The following is a 22,810-nucleotide window of genomic DNA, read 5'->3' as shown; positions in this document are numbered from 1 at the left end:
GCGCCCGTCCCGGTGGCCCCGCCGAATGGCGGGTATGACGTGGTGGCTTACCCGATGAACGGGCAGGGGCAACAGCAGCAGGAGCAGGACCGCTACCAGTGCCATCGCTGGGCGGTGAGCCAGTCGGGGTTCGACCCGGCGACGGCGCCGTACGCGCCGCCGGCCAATGTGCTCGACACCTATCGCCGGGCGCTGGGTGCCTGCTTCAGTGGCCGGGGTTACAGCATCAACTGAGCCAGATGCTGCGCGGTCTTTGTGGGAGCGGGCGTGCCCGCGAACACCGGCGAAGCCGGTGCCATCCAGCGCGCAGGATTCTTCGCGGGTGAACCCGCTCCCACAGTGACCGAGCAGGCTGCAGGATTATGCTGTACCTGTGGGAGCGGCTTTAGCCGCGAACACCGGCGAAGCCGGTGCCATCCACCGCGCTGCGGGCATGCCCGCTCAAAAGCCCCAATCACCTTTTGCATTCACACCGGGTCGGCGTGCACCATCACATCCGCCTGTGGATAACGCTGGCGGATCACCCGCGAGGCCTCTACGCACAACCCGTGCGCGTCGTGCAGCGGCAACTGCCCCGGCAGCTCCAGGTGCAGCTGCACGAACCACTGGTTGCCCGAGACCCGCGTACGCAGGTCATGTACACCTTTCACGCCGGGTATGGCCAGCACCAGCGTGGCCATGTCCTCGCCAACATCCCCGGGCAGCTCCTTGTCCATCAGGATCGCCGTACTTTCGCGGGCAATCTGCAACGCGCTCCAGAGGATGTAGAAGGCGATGGCCAGGCCGAACAGCGCATCCAGCTGCGGCCAGCCAAAGCGTGCCAGTAGCAGGGCCAGCAAGATGCTGCCGTTGAGCAGCAGGTCGGAGCGGTAGTGCAGGGAGTCGGCCCGCACCGCGGTAGAGCCGGTCAGGCGGATGACTTTGTGCTGCAGGCTCAGCAAGGCGACGGTCAGCCCAAGCGACAGCAGCATCACCGCGATGCCGATGCCGGTATCACCCAAGGGTTGCGGGTTTTGCAGCCGTTCAACCGCCTGCACGCCGATCAGCACCGCACTGACACCGATGAACAGCGCTTGCGCCATGCCGGCCAAGGCTTCGGCCTTGCCATGGCCGAACCGGTGATCATCGTCGGCCGGACGCAGGGCGTAGTGCACGGCCAGCAGGTTGAGAAACGAGGCGACAGCATCCAGTGCCGAGTCGGTCAACCCGGCCAGCAGGCTGACCGAACCGCTCAGCCACCAGGCCAGCGCCTTGCTCAGCACCAGGATGCTGGCCACCGCCAGTGAGGCGCGGGTGGCCAGGCGTAGCAGGCGCTGGTGTTCGGCTGGGGTGATCATCCGTGGTCAACGTCCGTGTGCGGGGTTCAGGCTGCCGGTACCAAGCCCAGGCTGGCCAGCTGTTCGACACTGCCGCGGTGCTGGATCAGCCGCGGGTCGTTAAGGGGCAGGCGCTGGCCCAGTTCGCTTTCGATGATTGCCTGCAACTTCAGGTTGTCGACCTTACCGTCGGGGCTGACGGCATCGCGCAGCTTGGCCGGGTCGACCTGGGCGGTGTGCCCGCCTGGGTAGTAGATGGCGCCCGTGGCGAAGTCGATACCGAAGGCGATCAGCCCCGGGATGACGTAGAACAGAATGCCGATGGCGTCCATGGCAGCGACCACGGGGTCGATCTTGCCGCCGATCTGGCCGCGACGGTCCGGATAGAAGAGCGTGCCGCAGGCCGTCAGCTGGGTCAGCAAGGTGACGATGATGGCGCCGCCGATGACGCGGGATGGGATGCGCATGTAAATCTCCGAGAAGGAATTCAGCAGGGCAAGCGAAGCGCTTGCGCCTGAAGCTTAAGACCATGATAGAGCAGGCTGGGTTCGCCGTTATACTCGCCAGATTGTTCGAGGACCACCATGATTTCATTACCGATCGATGCCGTCTTGCCCGCCTTGCGCCAAGCCCTGGAAAAACGTGACGAAGCCGTGCTTGAGGCGCCACCCGGTGCCGGCAAGACCACCCGCGTGCCGCTGGCGCTGCTGAATGAGCCGTGGCTGGCCGGGCAGACCATCGTCATGCTCGAACCGCGGCGCCTGGCGGCGCGGGCGGCGGCCGAGCGGCTGGCCAGTGAACTGGGCGAGCAGGTCGGTGAAACGGTGGGTTACCGCATTCGCCTGGACAGCAAGGTGGGGCCTAAAACCCGCATCGAAGTGGTGACCGAGGGCATCCTTACCCGGCGGCTGCAAGCCGACCCGGCGCTGGAAGGCGTGGGCCTGCTGATCTTCGACGAATTCCACGAACGCAGCCTGGATGCCGACCTGGCCCTGGCGCTGAGCCTCAACGGCCGCGAGTTGCTGCGTGACGACCCGCCGTTGAAGATCATGCTGATGTCGGCAACCCTGGAAGGCGAGCGCCTGTCGCGGCTGCTGGACGACGCCCCGGTGGTCAGCAGTGAGGGCCGCATGCACCCGGTGGACATCCGCTGGGGGCGGCCCTTCCAGCCGGGTGAGTTCATCGAGCCACGCGTAGTCGACAGCGTACTGCAGGCGCTGGCCGACCAGACAGGCAGTGTGCTGGTGTTCTTGCCGGGCCAGGCCGAAATCCGCCGGGTGCACCAAAGCCTGCAGGAGGCACTGGGCGAGCGGCCGGAGATTCTGCTGTGCCCGCTGCATGGCGAACTCGACCTCAATGCCCAGGGCGCGGCCATCGACCCGGCGCCCAAGGGCCAGCGCAAGGTGGTGCTGGCCACCAACATTGCCGAGACCAGCCTGACCATCGACGGCGTGCGCGTGGTGATCGACGCAGGCCTGGCCCGGGTGCCGCGTTTTGACCCTGGCAGCGGCATGACCCGGCTGGACACCCAGCGTATCTCCCGCGCCAGCGCCACCCAGCGCGCCGGCCGTGCCGGGCGCCTGGAGCCGGGCGTGTGCTACCGGCTGTGGTCCGAAGCCCAGCATGACCAGCTGGCGGCCCATGGCAGCGCCGAAATCCTCCAGGCTGACCTGGCCGGCCTGGCCCTGCAACTGGCGCGCTGGGGCGTCGCACCCCATCAGTTGAGCTGGCTCGACCAACCGCCCAGCGCAGCGTTTGCCCAGGCTCAGGACCTGCTGGCACGGCTGGGTGCATTCAAACCGGGCAGCCGCGACAACCTCAGCGATCACGGCCAGGCCATGGCCGAGCTACCGGCCCACCCACGCATCGCCCATTTGTTGCTGCGTGGTCAGGGCCTGGGTTTGGCGGCCATGGCCTGTGATGTGGCGGCGTTGCTCGGTGAGCGGGATATCCAGCGTGGCGGCGGTGCCGACCTGCACAGCCGGCTGGCCCTGGTCAGCGGCGAGAGCAAGGCCAGCCGTGGCGGCCAGGGTGGCGTGCAGCGTGCCCGGCAGCTTGCGCGCCAGTACCGTGGGCTGTTGCGCGGCAAGGCTGGGGTCGCTGTTGCCGACCCCGACCATCCGCGTTGGCTTGGCGCCTTGCTGGCGCTGGCCTATCCCGACCGGGTCGCGCAGCAGCGGCGTGAAGGGGGCGCCGAGTACCGCATGGCCAACGGCCGTGCAGCCTTGTTCGGCGAGGTGGATGCATTGATGAAACACCCGTGGTTGGTGATCGCTGACTTGGGCAGCCGCCAAGGCCAGCGCGAAGAACGCATCTACCTTGCGGCAGAATTCGACCCGGCGCTGCTCGATGATGTGCTGGCCGAGCAGGTCGAGTGTGTCGATCTGCTCGACTGGGACGAGCGCGAGCAGGTACTGCGTGCCGAACGCCAAACCAAAGTCGGTGAGCTGATACTAAGCCGCGAACCGCTGACTGGTCTGAGTGACGAAGCGCGCGCCAAAGCGCTGCTCGGCCTGGTACGACGCAAAGGCCTGAACCTGCTGACATGGACACCGGAACTGCGCCAGTGGCAGGCACGGGTGGCGCTGTTGCGCCAGCTGGACCTGGACAAGGACGGGCAAAGCGAATGGCCCGATCTGGGTGACGAGGCGCTGCTCGCCAGCCTGGAAGACTGGTTGCAGCCCTACCTTGGCAAAGTGTCCCGGCTCAGTCATTTCAGCGCGCTGGACCTGCCGTCGCTACTGCGCAACCTGCTGCCCTGGCCGCTGCCACAACGCCTGGAAGAACAGGCCCCCGCGCATCTGGCCGTGCCGTCCGGCTCGAACATCCGCCTGGACTACAGCGAAACCCCGCCGATTCTCGCCGTGCGCCTGCAAGAACTGTTCGGCCTTGCCGACACCCCGCGCATCGCCAATGGCCGGCAGCAGGTCAAGCTGCACCTGCTGTCACCGGCCCGCCGACCGGTGCAGGTAACCCAGGACCTGGCCAACTTCTGGCGCACAACCTATGCCGAAGTGAAGAAAGACCTGAAAGGGCGGTACCCCAAGCATTACTGGCCGGACGACCCTCTGGTGGCCGAGGCTACGGCGCGGGCCAAGCCCAGGGGTACCTGATCGTCGCCGGGACGGCGGTCAGTCGAGCGGTGCAAGCAGGAAGGTGAACACTTCACCTTCCTCGACATTGAGCAAGGCCACCCAGTCGCCGCTCTTGTGTGGCGTATCCTTGATGATGCCGACCCTGAAGCCCCGCTGGTCGCGCAGATGACAGACAAGGCCTTCATCGGTCAGCTGCAGCGGCTCGATCTTCCAGTAGTCGGTAACGTCGGCATGCCAGTAGAAACCCAGATATCCATTGCGGCTGATGCCAAGTGTTTTGGCTTGCGGGCGCCCAGGAATACTGATGTGGTAGTGCAGGCGATCGTCGGTCTGCGAGTGGTAATGAAAGTCCATCACCGGCGAGTCCTGCCTTCCCCCGGCCTGCAACCAGTCATCCTCGGGGGTAATGCCCCAGCTGAACTTGTCGCTGCCGCGGCTCAGGCGCAGCGGGATGTACCGGTCGACGGCGCGCAGGTACAGCCTGGCGCGGAACGACATGGCAAATGCCGCCTGAATGTCTTCGTGCATGGTGTTTCCTCGGTTGGCATTGAAGGTTCTGCACCCTAATGCCGAGGAGCGACGCCCAGGCAGATCGAAGACTTTCCCTTGTTGCCTCAGGCCCCGGTTTCGCCTTCCAGCAGCATGAACAGGCGGTACAGCACCACGGTGCTGAACAACTGCAGAAAGCCGCTGAGGCTGTCCATGGCCAGCTCCATGCCGGGCGATGGCTCGGGGAAGGCCATCAGCAGCAGCCCGTCGATCAGCCAGATCGGTGCCAGCACAGCCACCACGCAGATCATGATGCGCATGAAGTGCCCGGTGGTCATGCGTGCGCTTTCGCGCATGGCCTGCACCACCGGCAGGCCGCGTAGCACCAGCAGGTACTCGGCGAACACCAGGTTGATCATGATCCACACGCCCGGGAAGATGAACAGCGCCAGGCCGGCCATGATCAGCAGCGAGCTGATCAGGATCAGCAGGGCCAGTTGCGGCCATAGCTGCAGGGCGCGGGCGAACAGGTCGCGCTTGCCGATTTCCTGGCCGTTACTGCGCGTGTGCAGGTAAAGAATCAATGCCGCGCTGTACAGCGGGTAGAGCAGCAGGCTGACCAGCATGCCGTAGGCCGGCGATGCCTGGTCGCCCATCTGCCGGTACAGCAGCTGGGTGAGCAGGGCCTCCAGTACCACCAGCGGCAGGCACAGCTGGAGAATGCTCGGCAGGTGGCGGCGGAAGAAGTACAGGGAGTCGCGCAGAACGCTCAGCGGATTCATCAGTCAACATCGCATGGCAGTAAAATCAGGGGCATAACTTTAGCCCAAAGCGGGCGTGGGGCTGTCACTTGCTGAAAAAAGTTTCACCGCGCCAGTGATTGAATCCCGTGCCGCTACACCCCATCTTTGACGCTGTCCGTTGTCCCGCTACCCCACGAGGTCGCCCCATGAACACTGAAGAACAAACCCTGATCGACGGCCTGTTCGGCCGCATCAAGCAAGCCGAAGACCCGAGCCAGCCGCGTGACGCGCAGGCCCAGGCGTGCATCGAGCAACACCTGCGCCAGCAGCCGGCGGCGCCTTACTACATGGCCCAGGCAATCCTGGTACAGGAGGCGGCAATAAAGCGCCTCGACGAGCAGAACAAGCAGTTGGAGGCCGACCTGAAGCAGGCCCGCGCCCAGGCCGAGGCTGCACAAACCGGTAGCAGCGCGCCAGGCAACGGCGGTGGTGGCTTCTTGTCCAGCATCTTTGGCTCGGGCGGGCGCAATGCGGCCCCGGCTGTGCAGCCTCAGCGCCCTTCGGCGCCGCCTGCAGCATCTGGCGGTGGCTGGCGCGAACCATCTGCGCCGGGCTTCTCCCAGCCTCAGCCGCAGCAGCCAGGCTTTGGCGCTGCGCCGGCGCGTGGCGGTGCCAGCAGCTTCCTCGGAGGGGCCATGCAGACCGCAGCCGGTGTGGCCGGTGGTGTGTTGCTGGCGCAGGGCATCAGCAGCCTGTTCAACCACAACTCGCAGCCCGAAGAGGTGGCTGAGGTGATCAAGGAAGAGCCAACACCGGCCAGTGACAGCGGCGGCTGGAACGACCAGGGCGCGCAGCAGCAAGTGGCTGACAACGGTGGCTGGGGCAGTGACCAGGGCGGTTATGCCGACACCGATTACGGCAGCGACGATGGCGGGTTCTTCTCGGACGACGATTCGTACGTCTGACAGGTCTGGCATACTGCTGGCATTTATGGGGGCGCTTTGCGCCCCTTCGCGGGCACGCCCGCTCCCACAGGGACACGCGCAACACCTGTGGGAGCGGGCGTGCCCGCGAAGGGCTGCGGAGCAGCCCCCAGTATTCCAGGCCAGACATGAGGTTCCCAGGTGAAAAAGATCGCGCTGTTCGCCGATGTGCAGAACCTCTACTACACCGTGCGCCAGGCCCACGGCTGCCATTTCAACTACACCGCGTTGTGGGCAGACGTCAGCCGTGAAGGCGAAATTGTCGAAGCGGTGGCCTATGCCATCGACCGTGGCGACAGCAAGCAACAGCAGTTCCAGCAGATTTTGCGCAACCTTGGTTTCGATGTGCGCCTCAAACCCTTCATCCAGCGCAGCGATGGCTCGGCCAAAGGGGACTGGGACGTAGGCATTACCCTGGATGTGATCGATGCAGCCAGCCGCGTCGACCAGGTAGTGCTGGCCTCTGGCGATGGCGACTTCGACCTGCTGCTGGAACGGGTGATCCAGCGCCACGGTACAGAGGCCGTGGTGTATGGCGTGCCCGGGCTTACCGCATTGTCGCTGATCCGTGCGGCCACCCGTTATGTGCCCATCGAGGGTAAGCTGTTGCTCAAACATTGAGGCCCTTTCATGGAACGTATTGCTGTCATCGACTTTGAAACTACCGGCATCAGCCCTGGCGCCGGCTGCCGCGCCACCGAAGTGGCGGTGGTGATGCTCGAAGGCGGGCGCATCGTCGAGCGCTACCAGAGCCTGATGAACGCCGGTGTGCCGGTACCGGCCTTCGTCGCCGGGCTGACCGGCATTACCACCGCCATGCTGCGCAGCGCGCCGCCGGTGGACAAGGTGATGAACGAAGTGGCCGAGTTTGTCGGCGACACCCCGCTGCTGGCACACAACGCGTCTTTCGACCAGAAGTTCTGGGACTACGAACTGAATCGCATCGGCCGTAGCCGCAGCCAGTCGTTCGCCTGCTCCCTGTTGCTGTCGCGGCGCCTGCTGCCGATGGCACCGAACCACAAGCTGGGCACCCTGACCCGCTGGGCCGGCCTGCCGGATACCGGCACCGCGCACCGGGCCATGGCCGATGCCGAGATGGCCGCCAACCTGCTGCAACACCTGGTAGGCGAACTGCGCCAGGCCCACGGTATCCAGCAACTGTCCCACGGCCTGCTTTGCCGCTTGCAGAAAGTGCCTGCCGCGAAGGTGCGTGAAACGCTGGCCAAGTTCCGCTGAGACCACAGCCCAAGCCGGGCGCACCAAAAGTGTGCCGCTCATTTGAGCCCGTTCTGTAACGTAACTTCACCCAGGCAGGCCGTTAAACTGAATTACCCGTAAACGGATTTCGAGTTTTCCATGCCTGCCTCCCGCCGCTTCCCGTTGTTGCTCATCGGTGCTTTCCTGGCCTTGTACCTGGTCTGGGGCTCCACCTATCTGTTCATTCGCATTGGTGTGGAGAGTTGGCCGCCGATGCTCATGGCCGGGGTGCGCTTTCTGATTGCCGGTGGCCTGCTGTACGGCTTTCTGCGCTGGCGTGGTGCGCCGGCGCCGACCTGGGCGCAGTGGCGGGCGGCAGGGGCTATCGGCTTTCTGCTGCTCAGCTGTGGCAACGGCGGCGTGACCGTGGCCGAACATGCCGGGGTGGCATCGGGCGTGGCGGCGCTGGCGGTGGCGACAGTGCCCTTGTTCACCTTGCTGTTCGGCCTGTTGTTCGGGCACCGCAACTCGAGGCTGGAGTGGGCGGGGATCGCCCTGGGGCTGGTGGGTATCGGCATGCTGAACCTGGGCTCCAACCTGCAGGCAAGCCCGATGGGTGCGGCGCTGATCATTTTCGCGGCGGCGTCGTGGGCGTTCGGCTCGGTGTGGAGCAAGACCTTGCCGTTGCCCCAGGGGCCGATGGCCAGCGCTGCGGAAATGCTGGTGGGTGGCGCGGCGCTGTTGCTGGGCAGCGTGCTGTCTGGCGAGCGTATGACGCAGATGCCGACCGCGGCCGGCTGGGGTGCGTTGGCCTACCTTGTGTTCTTCGGCTCGATCCTGGCGTTCAGTGCCTACATGTACCTGCTCAAGAACGTACGCCCGGCAGCTGCTACCAGCTATGCCTACGTCAACCCGGCGGTCGCCGTGTTGCTGGGTATCGTCTTTGCTGGCGAACAGATTGGCGCCGAAGAGTGCGTGGCCATGGCAGTGATCATCGGTGCGGTGGTGCTGATCGGCCTGCCGCAGTGGCGCAAGGCACCCGCGCCTGCGCAGCCGTTGAAAGGCGAAATCTGCAAGTAGGCGGGGGTGATGCGGTAAACTTGCCGCCTTCGCTGAACCCCCTGACGGTATTGCCATGAATTTCGCCAAACTCGGCCTGATCGAACCGCTGCTGCGCACGCTGCAGCAGCTGGACTACACCACCCCGACCCCGGTGCAGGCCAAGGCCATCCCCGCCGTGCTGGCCGGCCGCGACCTGATGGCCGCAGCCCAGACCGGCACCGGCAAGACCGCAGGTTTTGCCCTGCCCGTGCTGCAGCGCCTGGCGCTGGAGGGCGAGAAGGTGGCCAGCAACTCGATCCGCGCACTGGTGCTGGTGCCAACGCGCGAGCTGGCCGAGCAGGTACACAACAACGTGCGCGAGTACGCCGAGAACCTGCCGCTGAGCACTTACGCGGTGTACGGCGGCGTCAGCATCAACCCGCAGATGATGCGCCTGCGCCGTGGCGTTGACGTGTTGGTGGCCACCCCGGGCCGCTTGCTCGACCTGTTCCGGCAGAAGGCGGTGAAGTTCAACCAGGTGCAGACCCTGGTGCTGGACGAAGCCGACCGCATGCTCGACCTGGGCTTTGCCGAAGAACTGCAATCGGTGTACGCCGCGCTGCCTCGCAAGCGCCAGACGCTGCTGTTTTCCGCCACGTTCTCCGACCAGATCCGCGTGCTGGCGGGGCTGGCTTTGAATGACCCGCTCAGCATCGAGGTGAGCCCGCGCAACGCCGCCGCTGCCAGCGTCAAGCAGTGGCTGGTGCCTGTGGACAAGAAGCGCAAGGAAGACCTGTTCTGCCACCTGCTGCGCAAGCAGCGTTGGACGCAGGTGCTGGTGTTTGCCAAGACCCGTAACGGTGTCGACCAGCTGGTGGAGCGCTTGCTGGCCGAAGGCGTGAACGCCGACGGCATCCACGGTGACCGCCCGCAGGCCACCCGCCAGCGTGCCCTGGACAGCTTCAAGGCCCGCGAGATTCAGGTGCTGGTGGCAACCGACGTGGCGGCCCGTGGCCTGGATATCGACGACCTGCCGCTGGTGGTCAACCTCGACCTGCCGATCGTCGCCGAGGATTACGTGCACCGCATCGGCCGTACGGGGCGTGCGGGTAACAAGGGCGAGGCGATTTCACTGGTTTGCGCGGATGAAGTGCAGATGCTGGCGGCGATCGAGGTGCTGACCCGCCAGACCCTGCCGCGCCATGAAGAACCGGATTTCATCCCGGATCACCGGGTGCCGATGACCGACGCCAGTGGCCAGGTGATCAAGAAGCCGAAGAAGCCCAAGAAGCCGAAAGAGAACAGCGCCAAGCGCGGGCTGGGGCGCTGGATGGACAGCACTGAAGCGGGTAAAGCGGAGCCGGCGGTGAAGGCGGTGCGCAAGGTGCCTAGCTTCAATGGTGGGCCGCGTAAGCGTAAGCCGTGAATATGCAGCCATCACGCGATCCCTGTGGGAGCGGGCATGCCCGCGAACACCGGCGCAGCCGGTGCCATCCATCGCGTCGCTTGCTTCGCGGGCTTGCCCGCTCCCACAGGGATCGCGGCAGCCTGTAGGCTCTACGTAAGGCAGTTGGGGGCGGTATCAGCTTTAGGCTTTTAGCCAATCCGCCGCCGCCCGCCCGGCGCGCAACCCACTGGCGAAACACGCCGTCAGCAAATACCCCCCGGTCGGCGCCTCCCAGTCGAGCATCTCGCCGGCACAGAACACCCCCGGCACGCCCTTGAGCATCAACCCTTCATCCAGCCCCTCGAAGCGTACTCCACCGGCGCTACTGATCGCTTCATCCAGCGGCCGCGTGCGCACCAGCGTGATTGGCAATGCCTTGATCGCCTGGGCCAGCGCCTGCGGGTCGGCAAAGGTCGCCTGATCGGTCAGCTCGCGCAGCAGCGCTGCCTTGACCCCATCAATCCCCAGCTGGCTGTGCAGGTGCTTGGCCATGGAGCGTGACCCACGCGGCTTGGCCAGTGCCAGGGCAATCTTGTCCACAGGCTTGTCCGGCAGCAGGTCGAGCAGCAGCACCCCTCGGCCTTCGCGGTTGATGGCCTCGCGCACCGGCGCCGACCAGGCATACACCAGGCTGCCTTCCACACCTTGAGCGGTGAGGATGAACTCGCCCTTGCGCGGGGCGCTGCCCGGTACGCTGAGGGCAATGTTCTTCAGCGGCGCGCCAGCGAACTTGTCTTTGAGCAACGCGCTCCAGCCTTCCACCTCAAAGCCGCAATTGCTGGGCTGCAAAGGCGAGATATCCACAGCCCGTTCGGCCAGCAATGGCTGCCAGGCGCCATCCGAACCCAGTCGCGCCCAGCTGCCGCCACCCAGCGCCAGTACCACGACTGCAGCCTTCACCGCGCGCTCACCCTGTGGATAAGCGATCCGCAAGGCACCGTCGGCATTCCAGCCCAACCAGCGGTGGCGGGTGTGGATAACTACACCAGCCTCGCGCAGGCGCTTGAGCCAGGCGCGCAGCAACGGCGCGGCTTTCATGTCGGTGGGGAACACCCGCCCCGAGGTGCCGACAAAAGTCTCCACGCCCAGGCCGTGAATCCACAGGCGCAAGGCGTCGGCGTCGAAGTCGCGCAGCAGCGCATCGACTTCGCCCTGGCGCTCGGCATAGCGTGAAACGAACGCCGGGTACGGCTCGGAGTGGGTGATGTTCATGCCGCCAACACCCGCCAGCAGGAACTTGCGCCCCACCGAAGGCATGGCATCGAATACCTCGACCGCCAGGCCTGCCTGGGCCAGTGCTTCGGCGGCCATCAGGCCGGCGGGGCCGCCGCCGATAACGACGGCGAGGGGAGGGGAGGCGGGGTTCAGATCGGGCATGGTGGGCAGCAGGCTGTGGAAAAGAGGCGCATTCTAGCGCAGCGCCGCCTGTGGAAGCACTGATCAAAAAGTGATCAGAGTGCTGCAGGCCTTGTGTACAAAGGGCTACAGCAGCTTTCACGCAGGTTATCCACAGGCGGTTCCACAGTCATTGTGAACAACCGATGACGCGTGCCGCACTGTGGTGAAGGATGCCATGGCGCCTGGCCAACGCTTCGCGGTCTTTGCTGTAGCCGCCGCCGATCACGCCAACCACCGGGATGTCACGGCCCAGGCAGTGGCGCAACACCGCTTCGTCACGGGCGGCCAGGCCGGCGTCGGTCAGTTGCAGGTAGCCCAGGGCGTCGTCCTTGTGCACATCGACGCCGGCGTCATACAGCACCAGATCGGGTTGATAGAGCGGCAGCAGGTAGTTGAGGGTGTCGTCCACCACCTTCAGGTAGGCCGCATCGCCCATGCCGCGAGGCAGTGGAATGTCCCAGTCGCTCTGTGCCTTGCGGGCCGGGAAGTTCTGTTCGCAATGCAACGACACCGTGATGGCCTCGGGGGTGTCGTGCAGGATGCGCGCGGTGCCGTCACCCTGGTGTACATCGCAGTCGAAGATCAGTACCCGGTGTACCCGGCCTGCCTCCAGCAGGTAGCGGCTGATCACGGCCAGGTCGTTGAAGATGCAGAAGCCGGCGGGGTGGTCGTAATGGGCATGGTGGGTGCCACCGGCGAGGTGGCAGGCGATGCCATGTTGCAGCGCCATCTCGGCGGTCAGCAGCGAGCCACCCACTGCCCGCACCGTGCGCCGGGCCAGGGCTTCGCTCCAAGGCAGGCCAAGGCGACGCTGGTCCTCGCGGGACAGGTCGCCGTTCATGTAACGCTCGATGTAGCCACGGTCGTGGGCCAGGGCGAGGATGTCGTTGGGGCAGATGTCCGGGCGCAGCAGCGCCTGGCTGGTGGTCAGCCCGCTGTCGACCAGGTGGTCATGCAGCAGGCGGAACTTGTCCATCGGGAAGCGGTGTTCGGCGGGGAACTCCGGGCTGTAGTCTTCGTGGTAGATCAGCGGCAACGGCATGGATGGGGTCGCAATCAGGGCCAGTGCTGATCTTGCCATGGGCGGGGCAGCTTTGCTGCCCAATCGCCGGCAAGCCAGCTCCCACAGGTAATGCACAAGCCTCGAAGGCCATGGGGAACCTGTGGGAGCTGGCTTGCCGGCGATGAGGCCAGAGCAGGGGGATGCTATTTCCCGGTGCTGGCCAATACGCGTTGCCAGTCGGGTTCGTTCAGGCGCCCGAGGATGCGTGCCTTGCCGTTGCCATCCACCGACACGAACAGGGCACTGGCGTAGCCACTCTGGCGCTCGCCACCGGTAACGTTCTGCTGGCGGGCGAAGTGGTCGATGCAGCCGTTGTGGGTCACCAGCACCAGGTTGTGGCCGGGGCGCTTGCGTGACAGTGCTTCACTGGCGAACTGGTTGTCACAACTTTCCAGCCAGCCCTCGCTGGCCACCGCCTGGCCGAGGATGAAGTGCGCGGTTTGCCGGGTGCGCAGCTTCGGGCTGCTGAGCATGTCGGCGTTGTTCAGGCCCAGTTGGTGCAGCCCCTGGCCAACGCGGCCGGCGGCCTGGCTGCCGGCCACGGTGATGCCGGTGGGGTCGCCCAGGCAGGGGCCGGGGGCGCTGTCGCAGCGCTCGGCATGGCGGATCATCACGATCACTGCGCCGTCGGCCCAGTCCTGCAGCAGGCCGCTGTCACTCAGTTGTTGCTCGTTACCAAGGTCCACGATATGCGTCCTCGCCGCCAGCCAGGTGGTCAACGCCGCCACGACCATGCACAGGCCAAGGGCGGCACCGAGGGCCTTGAGTGACAGGCGCCGCTTGCGCCGGGCATGGATGGCAGGGTGCCCCAGGGTGTTGCTCGATAGCATGCGTTGCTCCGTTGGCAGTGCCGCGGCTGGCGCGGAGGTGGATGGCGGCATCCTGCCAAGCGGCCTGTCGGGGGCCGGTGAAGGGCGTGTGAAAATTGCATTCGGTTGCTGCCGGTTGGGTGAAACCCGCGCCCGCGCCTACGCTGTAAACTGCAAGGCGGTAAACCGGAGCAGGCCCCATGACCCCCATCCTCGAACTGGAAAGCGCACGATTGGTGCTGCGCCAATGGCATGACGATGACTTGCGCGAGTTCGCCGCGCTGTGTGCCGACCCACAGGTGATGCGCTACTTTCCGGCGCCGCTGACGCGCGTTGAGGCGGCTGCGTTGATCGGCCGCGTGCGCGGGCATTTCAATGAGTACGGCTTTGGCCTGTGGGCGCTGGAGCGCAAGGACAGCGGGGCGTTCATCGGCATGACCGGGTTGCTCAATGTCAACTTCGATGCACCCTTTGCCCCGGCGGTGGAGATCGGCTGGCGCCTGGCACGTCGTCACTGGGGCCTGGGCTTTGCCAGCGAGGCGGCGTGGACCTGCCTGCGTTGTGCTTTCGCCCAATTGCGCCTGGAAGAGGTGGTGTCGTTCACTAGCGAGAGCAACCTGCCGTCGCAGAAAGTGATGCAGGCCATTGGCATGCAGCAGGACCTGAACGGCAGCTTCGAACACCCCCGCCTGGCCGTGGGCCACCCGCTGCGCCCGCATGTGCTGTACCGCATCGACCGCGCGCACTGGGAGCGCACCCTGCGCGCCTGAATGCACGGCCATGACCGGCGCGAATGACAAACCCTGTATCATTTGCCTTCATAACGAGCGCTGTAGAGACGTGTTGCCTTGCGAGGAGAACCCCCAATGAGTCATGTGTTGGACGACCTGGTCGACCTGTTGAGCCTCGAATCCATCGAGGAGAACCTGTTCCGTGGACGTAGCCAGGACCTGGGCTTCCGTCAGCTGTACGGTGGGCAAGTGCTGGGCCAGTCCTTGTCGGCGGCCAGCCAGACGGTCGAGGACGCTCGCCATGTGCATTCGCTGCACGGCTACTTCCTGCGCCCGGGCGATGCCAGCCTGCCGGTGGTGTACTCGGTGGACCGCGTGCGCGATGGCGGCAGCTTCAGCACCCGGCGGGTAACGGCGATCCAGAAGGGCCAGACCATCTTCACCTGCAGCGCGTCGTTCCAGTACGACGAGGAAGGCTTCGAGCACCAGGCGCAAATGCCAGACGTGGTCGGCCCGGAAAACCTGCCCAGCGAGGTGGAGCTGGCCCGTGCCATGGCCGACCAGTTACCCGAGCGTATTCGCGACAAGGTGCTGTGCGCCAAGCCGATCGAGATCCGCCCGGTCACCGAGCGCGACCCGTTCAACCCCAAGCCCGGCGACCCGGTGAAGTACGCCTGGTTCCGCGCCGACGGCAACCTGCCCGACGTACCCGCCCTGCACAAATATCTGCTGGCCTATGCCTCGGACTTCGGCCTGCTGACTACGGCGTTGCTGCCCCATGGCAAGTCGGTGTGGCAGCGCGACATGCAGATCGCCAGCCTCGACCATTCGCTGTGGTTCCATGGCAACCTGCGTGCCGACGAGTGGCTGCTGTACGCAACCGACAGCCCCTGGGCCGGGAATTCCCGTGGTTTCTGCCGCGGCAGTATCTTCAACCAGGCTGGGCAACTGGTGGCGTCGTCGAGCCAGGAAGGCCTGATTCGCCATCGCAAGGACTGGGCATGAGCCTGGGCGAGGTGCGCAACTGGGTGTTCGACATGGACGGCACCCTGACCGTGGCCGTGCATGATTTCGACGCCATTCGCGTGGCGTTGGACATCCCGGCGGAGCACGACATCCTCACCCACCTGGCGGCCTTGCCGGCAGAGGTAGCGGCGGCCAAGCATGCCTGGCTGCTGGAGCACGAGCGCGACCTGGCGGTTGCCTCCACGGCGGCCACCGGGGCGGTGGAGCTGGTGCGCGAGTTGGCCGGGCGTGGTTGCCGGCTGGGCATTCTGACCCGCAATGCCCGCGAGCTGGCGCATGTGACGCTGGAGGCCATCGGCCTGGCGGACTGCTTCCCGGTTGAGCACATTCTGGGGCGTGACGAAGCGGCGCCCAAGCCGAGCCCGGACGGGCTGCTGAAGATTGCCAGTGCCTGGGGCGTGGCGCCCAGCGAGCTGGTGATGGTGGGGGATTACCGGTTTGACCTGGACTGTGGGCGTGCTGCGGGCGCGCGGACGGTGCTGGTAAACCTGCCGGAGAACCCATGGCCAGAGCTGGTGGATTGGCATGCGGCCGATTGCCGGGCACTGAAGGTGATGCTGGGCTGATTCTTGTGTTGGCAATGCGGGCCTCTTCGCGGGCATGCCCGCTCCCACAGGTATTGCGCACGTCTCAGGTCCTGTAGTGCCCCTGTGGGAGCGGGCGTGCCCGCGAAAGGGCCGGACCTGTCTATGCTGAACCCCATTCTTTCTTCTGATACGGAGACCCACCCATGACCAGCAAGGCCATCTACGTACAACCCGGCGGCGGCTACGACAAGGTCGAGGTCGGCACCAGCGAGGCCCAGGCCCCCAAGGCCGGTGAAATCACCGTGCGCCTGCACGCCAGCTCCCTCAACTACCATGACTTCGCCGTGGTCAGCGGCATGTGGGGCCCGAGCGAGCGGCGTATCCCCATGGCCGATGGCGCTGGCGAAGTGGTTGCGGTGGGCGAAGGTGTCAGCGAGTTCCAGGTCGGTGACGATGTAGTCAGCACCTTCTTCCCCGACTGGCTCGACGGCCAAGCCAATGTCGAGGGCTTCGCCCGGGTGCCCGGCGATGGCCTCGATGGGTATGCCCGTGAACAGGTGACCGCCCGCGCCACCGCGTTCACCTTGGCGCCCAAAGGCTTCAGCCATGCCGAAGCCGCTACCCTGACCACGGCCGGCCTCACCGCCTGGCGTGCGCTGATGAGCGACGATCACCTCAAACCTGGCGACACGGTACTGGTGCAGGGCACCGGTGGTGTGTCGATTTTCGCCCTGCAGTTTGCCAAGCTGGCTGGTGCCACGGTGATCGCCACGTCGTCCAGCGACGCCAAGCTGGAGCGCCTCAAAGCCTTGGGCGCCGACCACCTGATCAACTACAAGAGCACCCCGGCCTGGGGTGAGAAAGTGCGCGCGCTCACCGGCAACCGCGGCGTCGAGCACGTGATCGAAGTGGGCGGCCCGGCGACGCTGGAGCAGTCGATGATTGCCGCGCGCATCGGTGGGCATGTGTCGCTGATCGGTATCCTCACCGGTGTGGCCGGGCAGTTGCCGCTGGTGCAGGCGCTGGTGCGGCAGATTCGCCTGCAAGGTGTGCTGGTGGGCAGCCGCGCCCAGCAACAGGCGATGGTGCGCGCGATCGATGCCAACGGCCTGCGGCCGGTAGTGGACAAGCACTTCGAACTGGAGCAGATCGTCGAGGCGTTCCGCTACCAGGAAAGCAACCGGCATTTCGGCAAGATCTGCCTGACTTGGTGAGGCCGCTCTTGCAGGGTGGTGCGCCAGCCAGTTGAATATCAATCGGGTAACAACCGGTCGCGGCTGTTGGACAGGTGCAGGCAGATCGCCGCGCGCGCTGCGTCCGGGTCTTGCCGGCGGATGGCATTGAGCACCGCTTCGTGCTCCAGGTTGGCCAGGTACGCCTGCCGCGCCAGCTTCGCCCCGCCGCGTTCGGCCAGGGCCATGCGGTTGCGTGGGATCAGGCTGTTGCCCAGATGCAGCAGCATCTCGGTGAAGTACAGGTTGCCCGTGGCCTCGGCAATAAGCAGGTGGAAACGTCGGTCGGGCTCGATACAGCTGTCGCCGGCGGCCGCCAGGTCCTGATAATCATCCAGCGCCTGGCGCATGCGTGCCAGGTGCCCCTCGTCACGGCGCAGCGCAGCCAGGGCGGCAGCCTGGCCTTCCAGGCCAATGCGCAATTCCAGCAGGTCGCGCACATTTGCCGCGCTTTCCGCCGCGATGCGTAGCCCGGCCTGGGCCTGGCGCTCCATCACGAAGGTACCGATACCGTGGCGCGGCTCCACCAGCCCGGAGGCCTGCAATTTGGACAAGGCTTCACGCACCACCGTGCGGCTGACCCCATGCTCGCGCACCAGCGTGTTCTCTGAAGGCAGCTTGTCACCCGGCTTGAAGGTGCCGAGCAAAATCTGCTGGGTCAGGCTGGAGACCAGGTCATGGGCGCGGCTGTGGCCACGTTTACGGGCGTGTTCGGGTGCCATGGTGTGATCCGTTTCGCGCTGTGCTTGTACGACAAGTTAAACCATCAAATTATTTTTTGCCGTTTTTTTCTGTCTCCAAGCTGGCATTTAACTTATCTCTTTTTGAACGATCGCAGCATATTTGCATTGTGATAGCTTGTATTTTGCCTTTTCGCCGACATTGTTGATCTTGTCGTACAACCTCGCCGCGCATATGCTCATCCCCACTGCCATGTCAGACAACCCAGACCCGCACAAAAACAATTAGTGGGAGATTCGCACGTGAACGACACCCTCGCTCCGTCTGCCCGGAATGACGGCGACGCCCTGGCCAGTGCTGTAGCCAAGGTCAAACGTCATGTTTTGCCGCTGTTCGTCATCATGTTCATCGTCAACTACCTCGACCGCGTCAATATCGGTTTCATCCGCCCGCACCTGGAAAGCGATCTGGGCATTAGCGCCGCGGCCTACGGCTTTGGTGCCGGCTTGTTCTTCATTGGCTACGCGTTGTTCGAAGTGCCTTCGAACATGTTGCTGCAGAAGGTGGGCGCGCGGCTCTGGCTGACCCGCATCATGTTCACCTGGGGGCTGGTGGCCACGGCCATGGCCTTTGTGCAGAACGAAACCCAGTTCTACGTGCTGCGCTTTCTGCTGGGGGTTGCCGAGGCGGGCTTCTTCCCTGGCGTGATTTATTACTTCACCCGCTGGCTGCCAGGCGCCGAGCGCGGCAAGGCGATTGCCATCTTCCTCAGCGGTTCGGCGCTGGCTTCGCTGATTTCCGGGCCGCTGGCCGGGGCGTTGATGCAGATCCAGGGCCTGGGCATGCATGGCTGGCAGTGGATGCTGTTCATCGAAGGCATGGCCTCGGTCGCCTTGTGCTTCTTCGTGTTTTTCTGGCTGGACTCCAAGCCGCAGGATGCCAAGTGGTTGAGCCCGGCCGAGCAGGACGCGCTGGTGACCACCATCGACCGCGAGCAGCGTGAGCGCGAAGCCGTGGGGGCGGTCAAGGCATCGTCCTGGAGCCTGCTGAAGGATCGCCAGATCGTGCTGTTCTGCGTGATCTACTTCTGCATCCAGTTGACCATCTACGCTGCCACCTTCTGGCTGCCCAGCATCATCAAGCGCATGGGTGACCTCAGCGACCTGCAGGTCGGCTTCTTCAACTCGATCCCGTGGCTGATCTCGATCCTGGCCATGTACGCCTTTGCCGCCGGTTCTGCGCGCTGGAAGTTCCAGCAGGCCTGGGTAGCCGGTGCCCTGGTAGTCGCGGCCATCGGCATGTTCATGTCCACCACGGGTGGGCCGGTGTTCGCCTTTGTCGCCGTGTGCTTCGCGGCCATCGGTTTCAAGTCGGCATCGTCGCTGTTCTGGCCGATCCCGCAGGGTTACCTGGATGCCCGCATCGCGGCAGCAGTGATCGCCCTGATCAACTCGGTCGGCAACCTTGGCGGCTTTGTTGCCCCCACCACCTTCGGCCTGCTGGAGCAGCAGACCGGTTCGATCCAGGGCGGGCTGTATGGCCTGGCTGTGACCTCGGTGCTGGCGGCCATTGCCATCTTCTTCGTGCGCACTCGCCCAAAGGGCGCCCCTTCCGATGACCTCAAGGCCCCCTCGGCCCTGGGCCAGACCCACTGATGACTGCGAGACAACAATCATGAATATGCAGACCAATCCCGCCGTTCATACCCGCACCCCGGTGGTCACCGACCTGCGCGTTATCCCCGTGGCCGGCCATGACAGCATGCTGTTGAACCTCAGTGGCGCCCATGGCCCGTACTTCACCCGTAACGTGGTGGTGCTGCGTGACAGCGCTGGCAACACCGGGCTGGGCGAGGTGCCTGGCGGTGAAAAGATTCGCCAGACCCTGGAAGATGCCCGCAGCCTGGTGGTCGGCCAGCCGATCGGCCACTACCAGCGCGTGCTCAATGCCATGCGCCAGACCTTTGCCAGCCGTGACGCGGCGGGTCGTGGCCTGCAAACCTTCGACCTGCGGATTACCGTGCATGCGGTAACGGCCATCGAGTCGGCGCTGCTCGACCTGCTTGGCCAGCACCTCAACGTGCCCATGGCGGCCTTGCTGGGCGAGGGGCAGCAGCGCGATGCGGTGAAGATGCTGGGTTACCTGTTCTACATCGGCGACCGCCAGCAGACCGACCTGGCCTACCGCAACGAGGCCGATGCCGATGATGACTGGTTCCGTGTGCGCCACGAAAAGGCCCTGACCCCGGAAGCGGTGGTGCGCCTGGCCGAAGCGGCCGAGCAGCGCTATGGCTTCAGCGACTTCAAGCTCAAGGGCGGCGTGCTGCGTGGCGAGGAGGAGATGGAAGCCGTGACGGCGCTGGCCGAGCGCTTCCCTGAAGCGCGTATCACGCTTGACCCCAACGGCGCCTGGTCACTGAAAGAGGCCATCGCCCTGTGCCGCGACAAGCATCATGTGCTGGCCTATGCCGAAGACCCCTGCGGCGCCGAGAACGGTTACTCGGGCCGTGAGGTGATGGCCGAGTTCCGCCGTGCCACCGGCCTGCGCACCGCCACCAACATGATTGCCACCGACTGGCGGCAGATGGGCCATGCGATCCAGTCGCAGTCGGTTGACATTCCGCTGGCCGACCCGCACTTCTGGACCTTGCAGGGCTCGGTGCGGGTCGCGCAGATGTGCAATGACTGGGGGCTGACCTGGGGCTCTCACTCCAACAATCACTTCGACATTTCGCTGGCGATGTTCACCCAGGTGGCAGCTGCGGCGCCGGGCGAGATCACCGCAATCGACACCCACTGGATCTGGCAGGACGGCCAGTGCCTGACCCGTGAGCCGCTGCGCATTGTCGACGGGCACGTGCGGGTACCGGCCCGGCCGGGGCTGGGGGTGGAGCTGGATGAAGACCAGTTGGCCAAGGCGCATGAGTGCTACCGCAACATGGGTTTGGGGGCGCGGGATGACAGCGTGGCGATGCAGTTTCTGATTTCCGGGTGGCGCTTCGATAACAAGCGGCCTTGCCTGGTGCGTTGAGGCGGTTACAGGCCCCGCTGTGCGAAGAGAGCCCCGGGTGACCGGGGCTTTTTTGTGGGTGGCTGAAAATGCCTGGGCCTGTGCTGGCCTCTTCGCAGCACAAGGCTGCTCCTACAGGGACCCCACTGCCTGCCTGTAGGAGCAGCCTTGTGCTGCGAAGAGGCCGGCACTGGCAACACACATCCAAATGAAAAACAAAACCTTCAGACGGCCCGGTGACGCGATCGGGCATGCCATTCGCGACATCTGGCGGTAATGGGACTGCGCTGTCGTGATCGAACAGTTCCGGGGCGTTCTCGTGTAATTTCCCACAGCCCTGCAAGGCTTAAATGAAGCCCGAACCGCACGGACACATTGCTCTGTGATGCGCGCCAAAGATCAACAACAGCGCGCGAGCAACCTGTCGACTTACTGATTTGAAAGGAGATATTTTCGCCTACGCCTGCCCGTCCATCCTTGTGTCAGCAAAAAGAGAACAACATCAATGAGCACCGTGGGATCTGATGGCAACCTTGCACAAGGTTTCAAGCCTCGTCATGTAACGATGCTGTCCATCGCCGGCATCATCGGCGCCGGACTTTTCGTAGGCTCTGGCCACGCCATCGCGGCGGCCGGGCCAGCAACCATAGTTTCTTATTTCGTGGCCGGAACCCTGGTGGTACTGGTCATGCGCATGCTCGGCGAAATGGCCGTGGCACACCCTGACACCGGATCGTTTTCCACCTACGCCGACCAGGCCATCGGCCGCTGGGCCGGCTACACCATCGGCTGGTTGTACTGGTGGTTCTGGGTACTGGTGATCCCTATCGAAGCACTGGCTGCCGGGCATGTACTGAACGCCTGGTTCCCCCAGGTAGACAGCTGGATCTTCGCCCTGGCCTCGGTACTGCTGCTGGCCTGCACCAACCTGTTCAGCGTGGCCAAGTACGGTGAGTTCGAGTTCTGGTTCGCCATCCTCAAGGTGACGGCGATTCTGGGCTTCATCGGCCTGGGCTTTGCCGCGCTGATGGGCTGGCTACCCAACCGCGAGGTCAGTGGCCTGAACGGGTTGATTGCCGAGTACGGCGGCTTTGCACCGAAGGGCTGGTCGGCGGTGGTCGGTGCGTTCATCACCGTCATGTTCAGCTTCATCGGTACCGAGGCGGTGACCATTGCCGCGTCCGAATCCAGCGACCCGTCGCGCAACATCGCCAAAGCCACCCGCTCGGTGATCTGGCGGATCAGCACCTTCTACATCCTGTCGATTTTCGTGATCATTTCGGTGGTGCCGTGGAACGACCCGCAGTTGGCGGTGGTGGGCTCGTACCAGCGTGCGCTGGAAATCATGAACATCCCCAACGCGGCGTTCATGGTCGACCTGGTGGTGCTGGTGGCAGTGACCAGCTGCATGAACTCGTCGATCTACATTGCTTCGCGGATGATGTATTCGCTGGCCAAGCGCGGTGATGCCCCGGCCTTCCTCAACAAGACTTCCAAGGTTGGCGTACCGCGCGCCGCAGTGTTTGGCAGCACCCTGATCGGCGCAGCCATCGCCGTGCTCAACTACTTCGCGCCGAAGGGCGTGTTCGAGTTCCTGCTGGCCAGCTCCGGGGCCATCGCCCTGCTGGTGTACATGGTCATCGCCATCTCGCAGCTGCGCATGCGCCGTCGCCTGGAGCGGGAGAACACCGAGCTGAAGTTCCGCATGTGGCTGTTCCCGTACCTGACCTGGGCGGTGATCATCTTCATTGCCGGGGCGCTGGCGGTGATGATGTACACGCCCGAGCACCGGGTGGAGGTAAGTTCGACATTAGGCCTGGCGATCGTGATTTCCTTCCTGGGGATCGTGACCTCGCGTGGCCATGCGCAACCTGTGGGGGCGCGGTCGGTGGGGTGACTCAGTTCACCTGGCGGTAGGGCAAAGGGCACCCGTGGATGGGTGCCCTTTGTTTTTTTGAAACACTTGTCTGGTGACGCGGGCGACCGGGCGCTGGCTTGTCGGGGGTAGACTTCCTGTCGAATT

At 64.8% G+C, this 22,810-nt stretch carries 21 protein-coding genes and 1 pseudogene; 14 read left to right on the top strand and 8 right to left on the bottom strand.

The genetic code is table 11. From position 1 onward, the window contains the following. Positions 1-234, top strand: a pseudogene (locus AK81_RS19265) (DUF6515 family protein); the annotation flags it as partial. Between the two features lie 233 nt (positions 235-467). On the opposite strand, the gene AK81_RS19260 reads toward AK81_RS19265, so the two are convergent. Then, on the bottom strand, positions 468-1,337 hold the full coding sequence (locus AK81_RS19260; RefSeq protein WP_043201468.1) for a cation diffusion facilitator family transporter: 870 nt from the start codon (positions 1,335-1,337) through the stop codon (positions 468-470). 26 nt (positions 1,338-1,363) lie between these two features. Further along, a complete protein-coding gene (locus tag AK81_RS19255) occupies positions 1,364-1,783 on the bottom strand; it encodes a hypothetical protein (RefSeq protein ID WP_043201466.1) in 420 nt (139 codons plus the stop codon). Positions 1,784-1,900: 117 nt separating this feature from the next. On the opposite strand from AK81_RS19255, the gene hrpB reads away from it, so the two are divergent. Next, positions 1,901-4,429: an ATP-dependent helicase HrpB gene (gene hrpB, locus AK81_RS19250; RefSeq protein WP_043201463.1), complete on the top strand. Its 2,529-nt coding sequence runs from the start codon at positions 1,901-1,903 to the stop codon at positions 4,427-4,429. An 18-nt stretch (positions 4,430-4,447) separates the two neighbouring features. Here the strand turns inward: hrpB and AK81_RS19245 are convergent, their stop codons facing one another. Beyond that, positions 4,448-4,939 (bottom strand): hypothetical protein, encoded by a 492-nt coding sequence (locus AK81_RS19245; protein ID WP_043201461.1) that lies wholly within the window; start codon positions 4,937-4,939, stop codon positions 4,448-4,450. Between the two features lie 86 nt (positions 4,940-5,025). After that, positions 5,026-5,682: a YciC family protein gene (locus AK81_RS19240; RefSeq protein WP_043201460.1), complete on the bottom strand. Its 657-nt coding sequence runs from the start codon at positions 5,680-5,682 to the stop codon at positions 5,026-5,028. A 167-nt stretch (positions 5,683-5,849) separates the two neighbouring features. On the opposite strand from AK81_RS19240, the gene AK81_RS19235 reads away from it, so the two are divergent. From AK81_RS19235 to AK81_RS19215, 5 genes are all read left to right on the top strand, one after another. Then, a complete protein-coding gene (locus tag AK81_RS19235) occupies positions 5,850-6,608 on the top strand; it encodes a DUF2076 domain-containing protein (protein WP_043201457.1) in 759 nt (252 codons plus the stop codon). Positions 6,609-6,767: 159 nt separating this feature from the next. After that, positions 6,768-7,247, top strand: coding sequence for an NYN domain-containing protein (locus AK81_RS19230; protein WP_016501691.1), 480 nt, complete (start codon positions 6,768-6,770; stop codon positions 7,245-7,247). A gap of 9 nt (positions 7,248-7,256) precedes the next feature. After that, positions 7,257-7,862 (top strand): 3'-5' exonuclease, encoded by a 606-nt coding sequence (locus tag AK81_RS19225; protein ID WP_043201453.1) that lies wholly within the window; start codon positions 7,257-7,259, stop codon positions 7,860-7,862. A gap of 120 nt (positions 7,863-7,982) precedes the next feature. Then, positions 7,983-8,903 carry a drug/metabolite exporter YedA gene (gene yedA / locus AK81_RS19220; protein ID WP_043201452.1) on the top strand — a complete coding sequence of 307 codons (921 nt, stop codon included), beginning with the start codon at positions 7,983-7,985 and terminating at the stop codon, positions 8,901-8,903. Positions 8,904-8,958: 55 nt separating this feature from the next. Next, complete coding sequence (locus tag AK81_RS19215; RefSeq protein WP_043201449.1) at positions 8,959-10,290, top strand: DEAD/DEAH box helicase; 1,332 nt, start codon at positions 8,959-8,961, stop codon at positions 10,288-10,290. Positions 10,291-10,452: 162 nt separating this feature from the next. On the opposite strand, the gene AK81_RS19210 is transcribed toward AK81_RS19215, so the two are convergent. From AK81_RS19210 to AK81_RS19200, 3 genes are all read right to left on the bottom strand, one after another. Further along, entirely contained in the window at positions 10,453-11,688 is a 1,236-nt protein-coding gene (locus tag AK81_RS19210; RefSeq protein ID WP_043201446.1) for a TIGR03862 family flavoprotein, read from the bottom strand. Positions 11,689-11,836: 148 nt separating this feature from the next. Next, positions 11,837-12,751 (bottom strand): histone deacetylase family protein, encoded by a 915-nt coding sequence (locus AK81_RS19205; RefSeq protein ID WP_043201443.1) that lies wholly within the window; start codon positions 12,749-12,751, stop codon positions 11,837-11,839. 164 nt (positions 12,752-12,915) lie between these two features. Next, complete coding sequence (locus tag AK81_RS19200; protein WP_043201440.1) at positions 12,916-13,602, bottom strand: Ais protein; 687 nt, start codon at positions 13,600-13,602, stop codon at positions 12,916-12,918. A 179-nt stretch (positions 13,603-13,781) separates the two neighbouring features. Here AK81_RS19200 and AK81_RS19195 point away from each other — a divergent pair, with 179 nt between their 5' ends. From AK81_RS19195 to AK81_RS19180, 4 genes are all read left to right on the top strand, one after another. Further along, a complete protein-coding gene (locus tag AK81_RS19195) occupies positions 13,782-14,351 on the top strand; it encodes a GNAT family N-acetyltransferase (RefSeq protein WP_043201436.1) in 570 nt (189 codons plus the stop codon). A gap of 96 nt (positions 14,352-14,447) precedes the next feature. Next, positions 14,448-15,317 (top strand): acyl-CoA thioesterase II, encoded by an 870-nt coding sequence (tesB, locus tag AK81_RS19190; protein WP_043201433.1) that lies wholly within the window; start codon positions 14,448-14,450, stop codon positions 15,315-15,317. Further along, on the top strand, positions 15,314-15,904 hold the full coding sequence (locus AK81_RS19185) for an HAD family hydrolase (protein ID WP_043201430.1): 591 nt from the start codon (positions 15,314-15,316) through the stop codon (positions 15,902-15,904). Before tesB ends, AK81_RS19185 begins: the two co-directional genes overlap by 4 nt. Positions 15,905-16,068: 164 nt before the next feature. After that, entirely contained in the window at positions 16,069-17,079 is a 1,011-nt protein-coding gene (locus AK81_RS19180) for a zinc-dependent alcohol dehydrogenase family protein (protein WP_043201427.1), read from the top strand. 38 nt (positions 17,080-17,117) lie between these two features. Here AK81_RS19180 and AK81_RS19175 read toward each other — a convergent pair whose 3' ends face one another. Then, a complete protein-coding gene (locus AK81_RS19175; protein WP_043201425.1) occupies positions 17,118-17,819 on the bottom strand; it encodes a FadR/GntR family transcriptional regulator in 702 nt (233 codons plus the stop codon). A gap of 261 nt (positions 17,820-18,080) precedes the next feature. Here AK81_RS19175 and AK81_RS19170 point away from each other — a divergent pair, with 261 nt between their 5' ends. The 3 genes from AK81_RS19170 to AK81_RS19160 all read left to right on the top strand — a co-directional run bounded on the left by AK81_RS19170 (position 18,081) and on the right by AK81_RS19160 (position 22,684). Continuing rightward, positions 18,081-19,433 carry an MFS transporter gene (locus AK81_RS19170; protein ID WP_043201422.1) on the top strand — a complete coding sequence of 451 codons (1,353 nt, stop codon included), beginning with the start codon at positions 18,081-18,083 and terminating at the stop codon, positions 19,431-19,433. A gap of 19 nt (positions 19,434-19,452) precedes the next feature. After that, positions 19,453-20,808 carry a glucarate dehydratase gene (gudD, locus tag AK81_RS19165; RefSeq protein ID WP_043201419.1) on the top strand — a complete coding sequence of 452 codons (1,356 nt, stop codon included), beginning with the start codon at positions 19,453-19,455 and terminating at the stop codon, positions 20,806-20,808. A 484-nt stretch (positions 20,809-21,292) separates the two neighbouring features. Further along, positions 21,293-22,684 (top strand): amino acid permease, encoded by a 1,392-nt coding sequence (locus AK81_RS19160; RefSeq protein WP_043201416.1) that lies wholly within the window; start codon positions 21,293-21,295, stop codon positions 22,682-22,684. Positions 22,685-22,810 lie beyond the last annotated feature (126 nt).

This window comes from Pseudomonas putida W15Oct28 (assembly GCF_000708715.2).
Lineage (GTDB): Bacteria > Pseudomonadota > Gammaproteobacteria > Pseudomonadales > Pseudomonadaceae > Aquipseudomonas > Aquipseudomonas putida_R.
The sequence above is the reverse complement of the archived record's forward strand: the minus strand, read 5'-3'. Positions and strand labels throughout refer to the sequence as shown.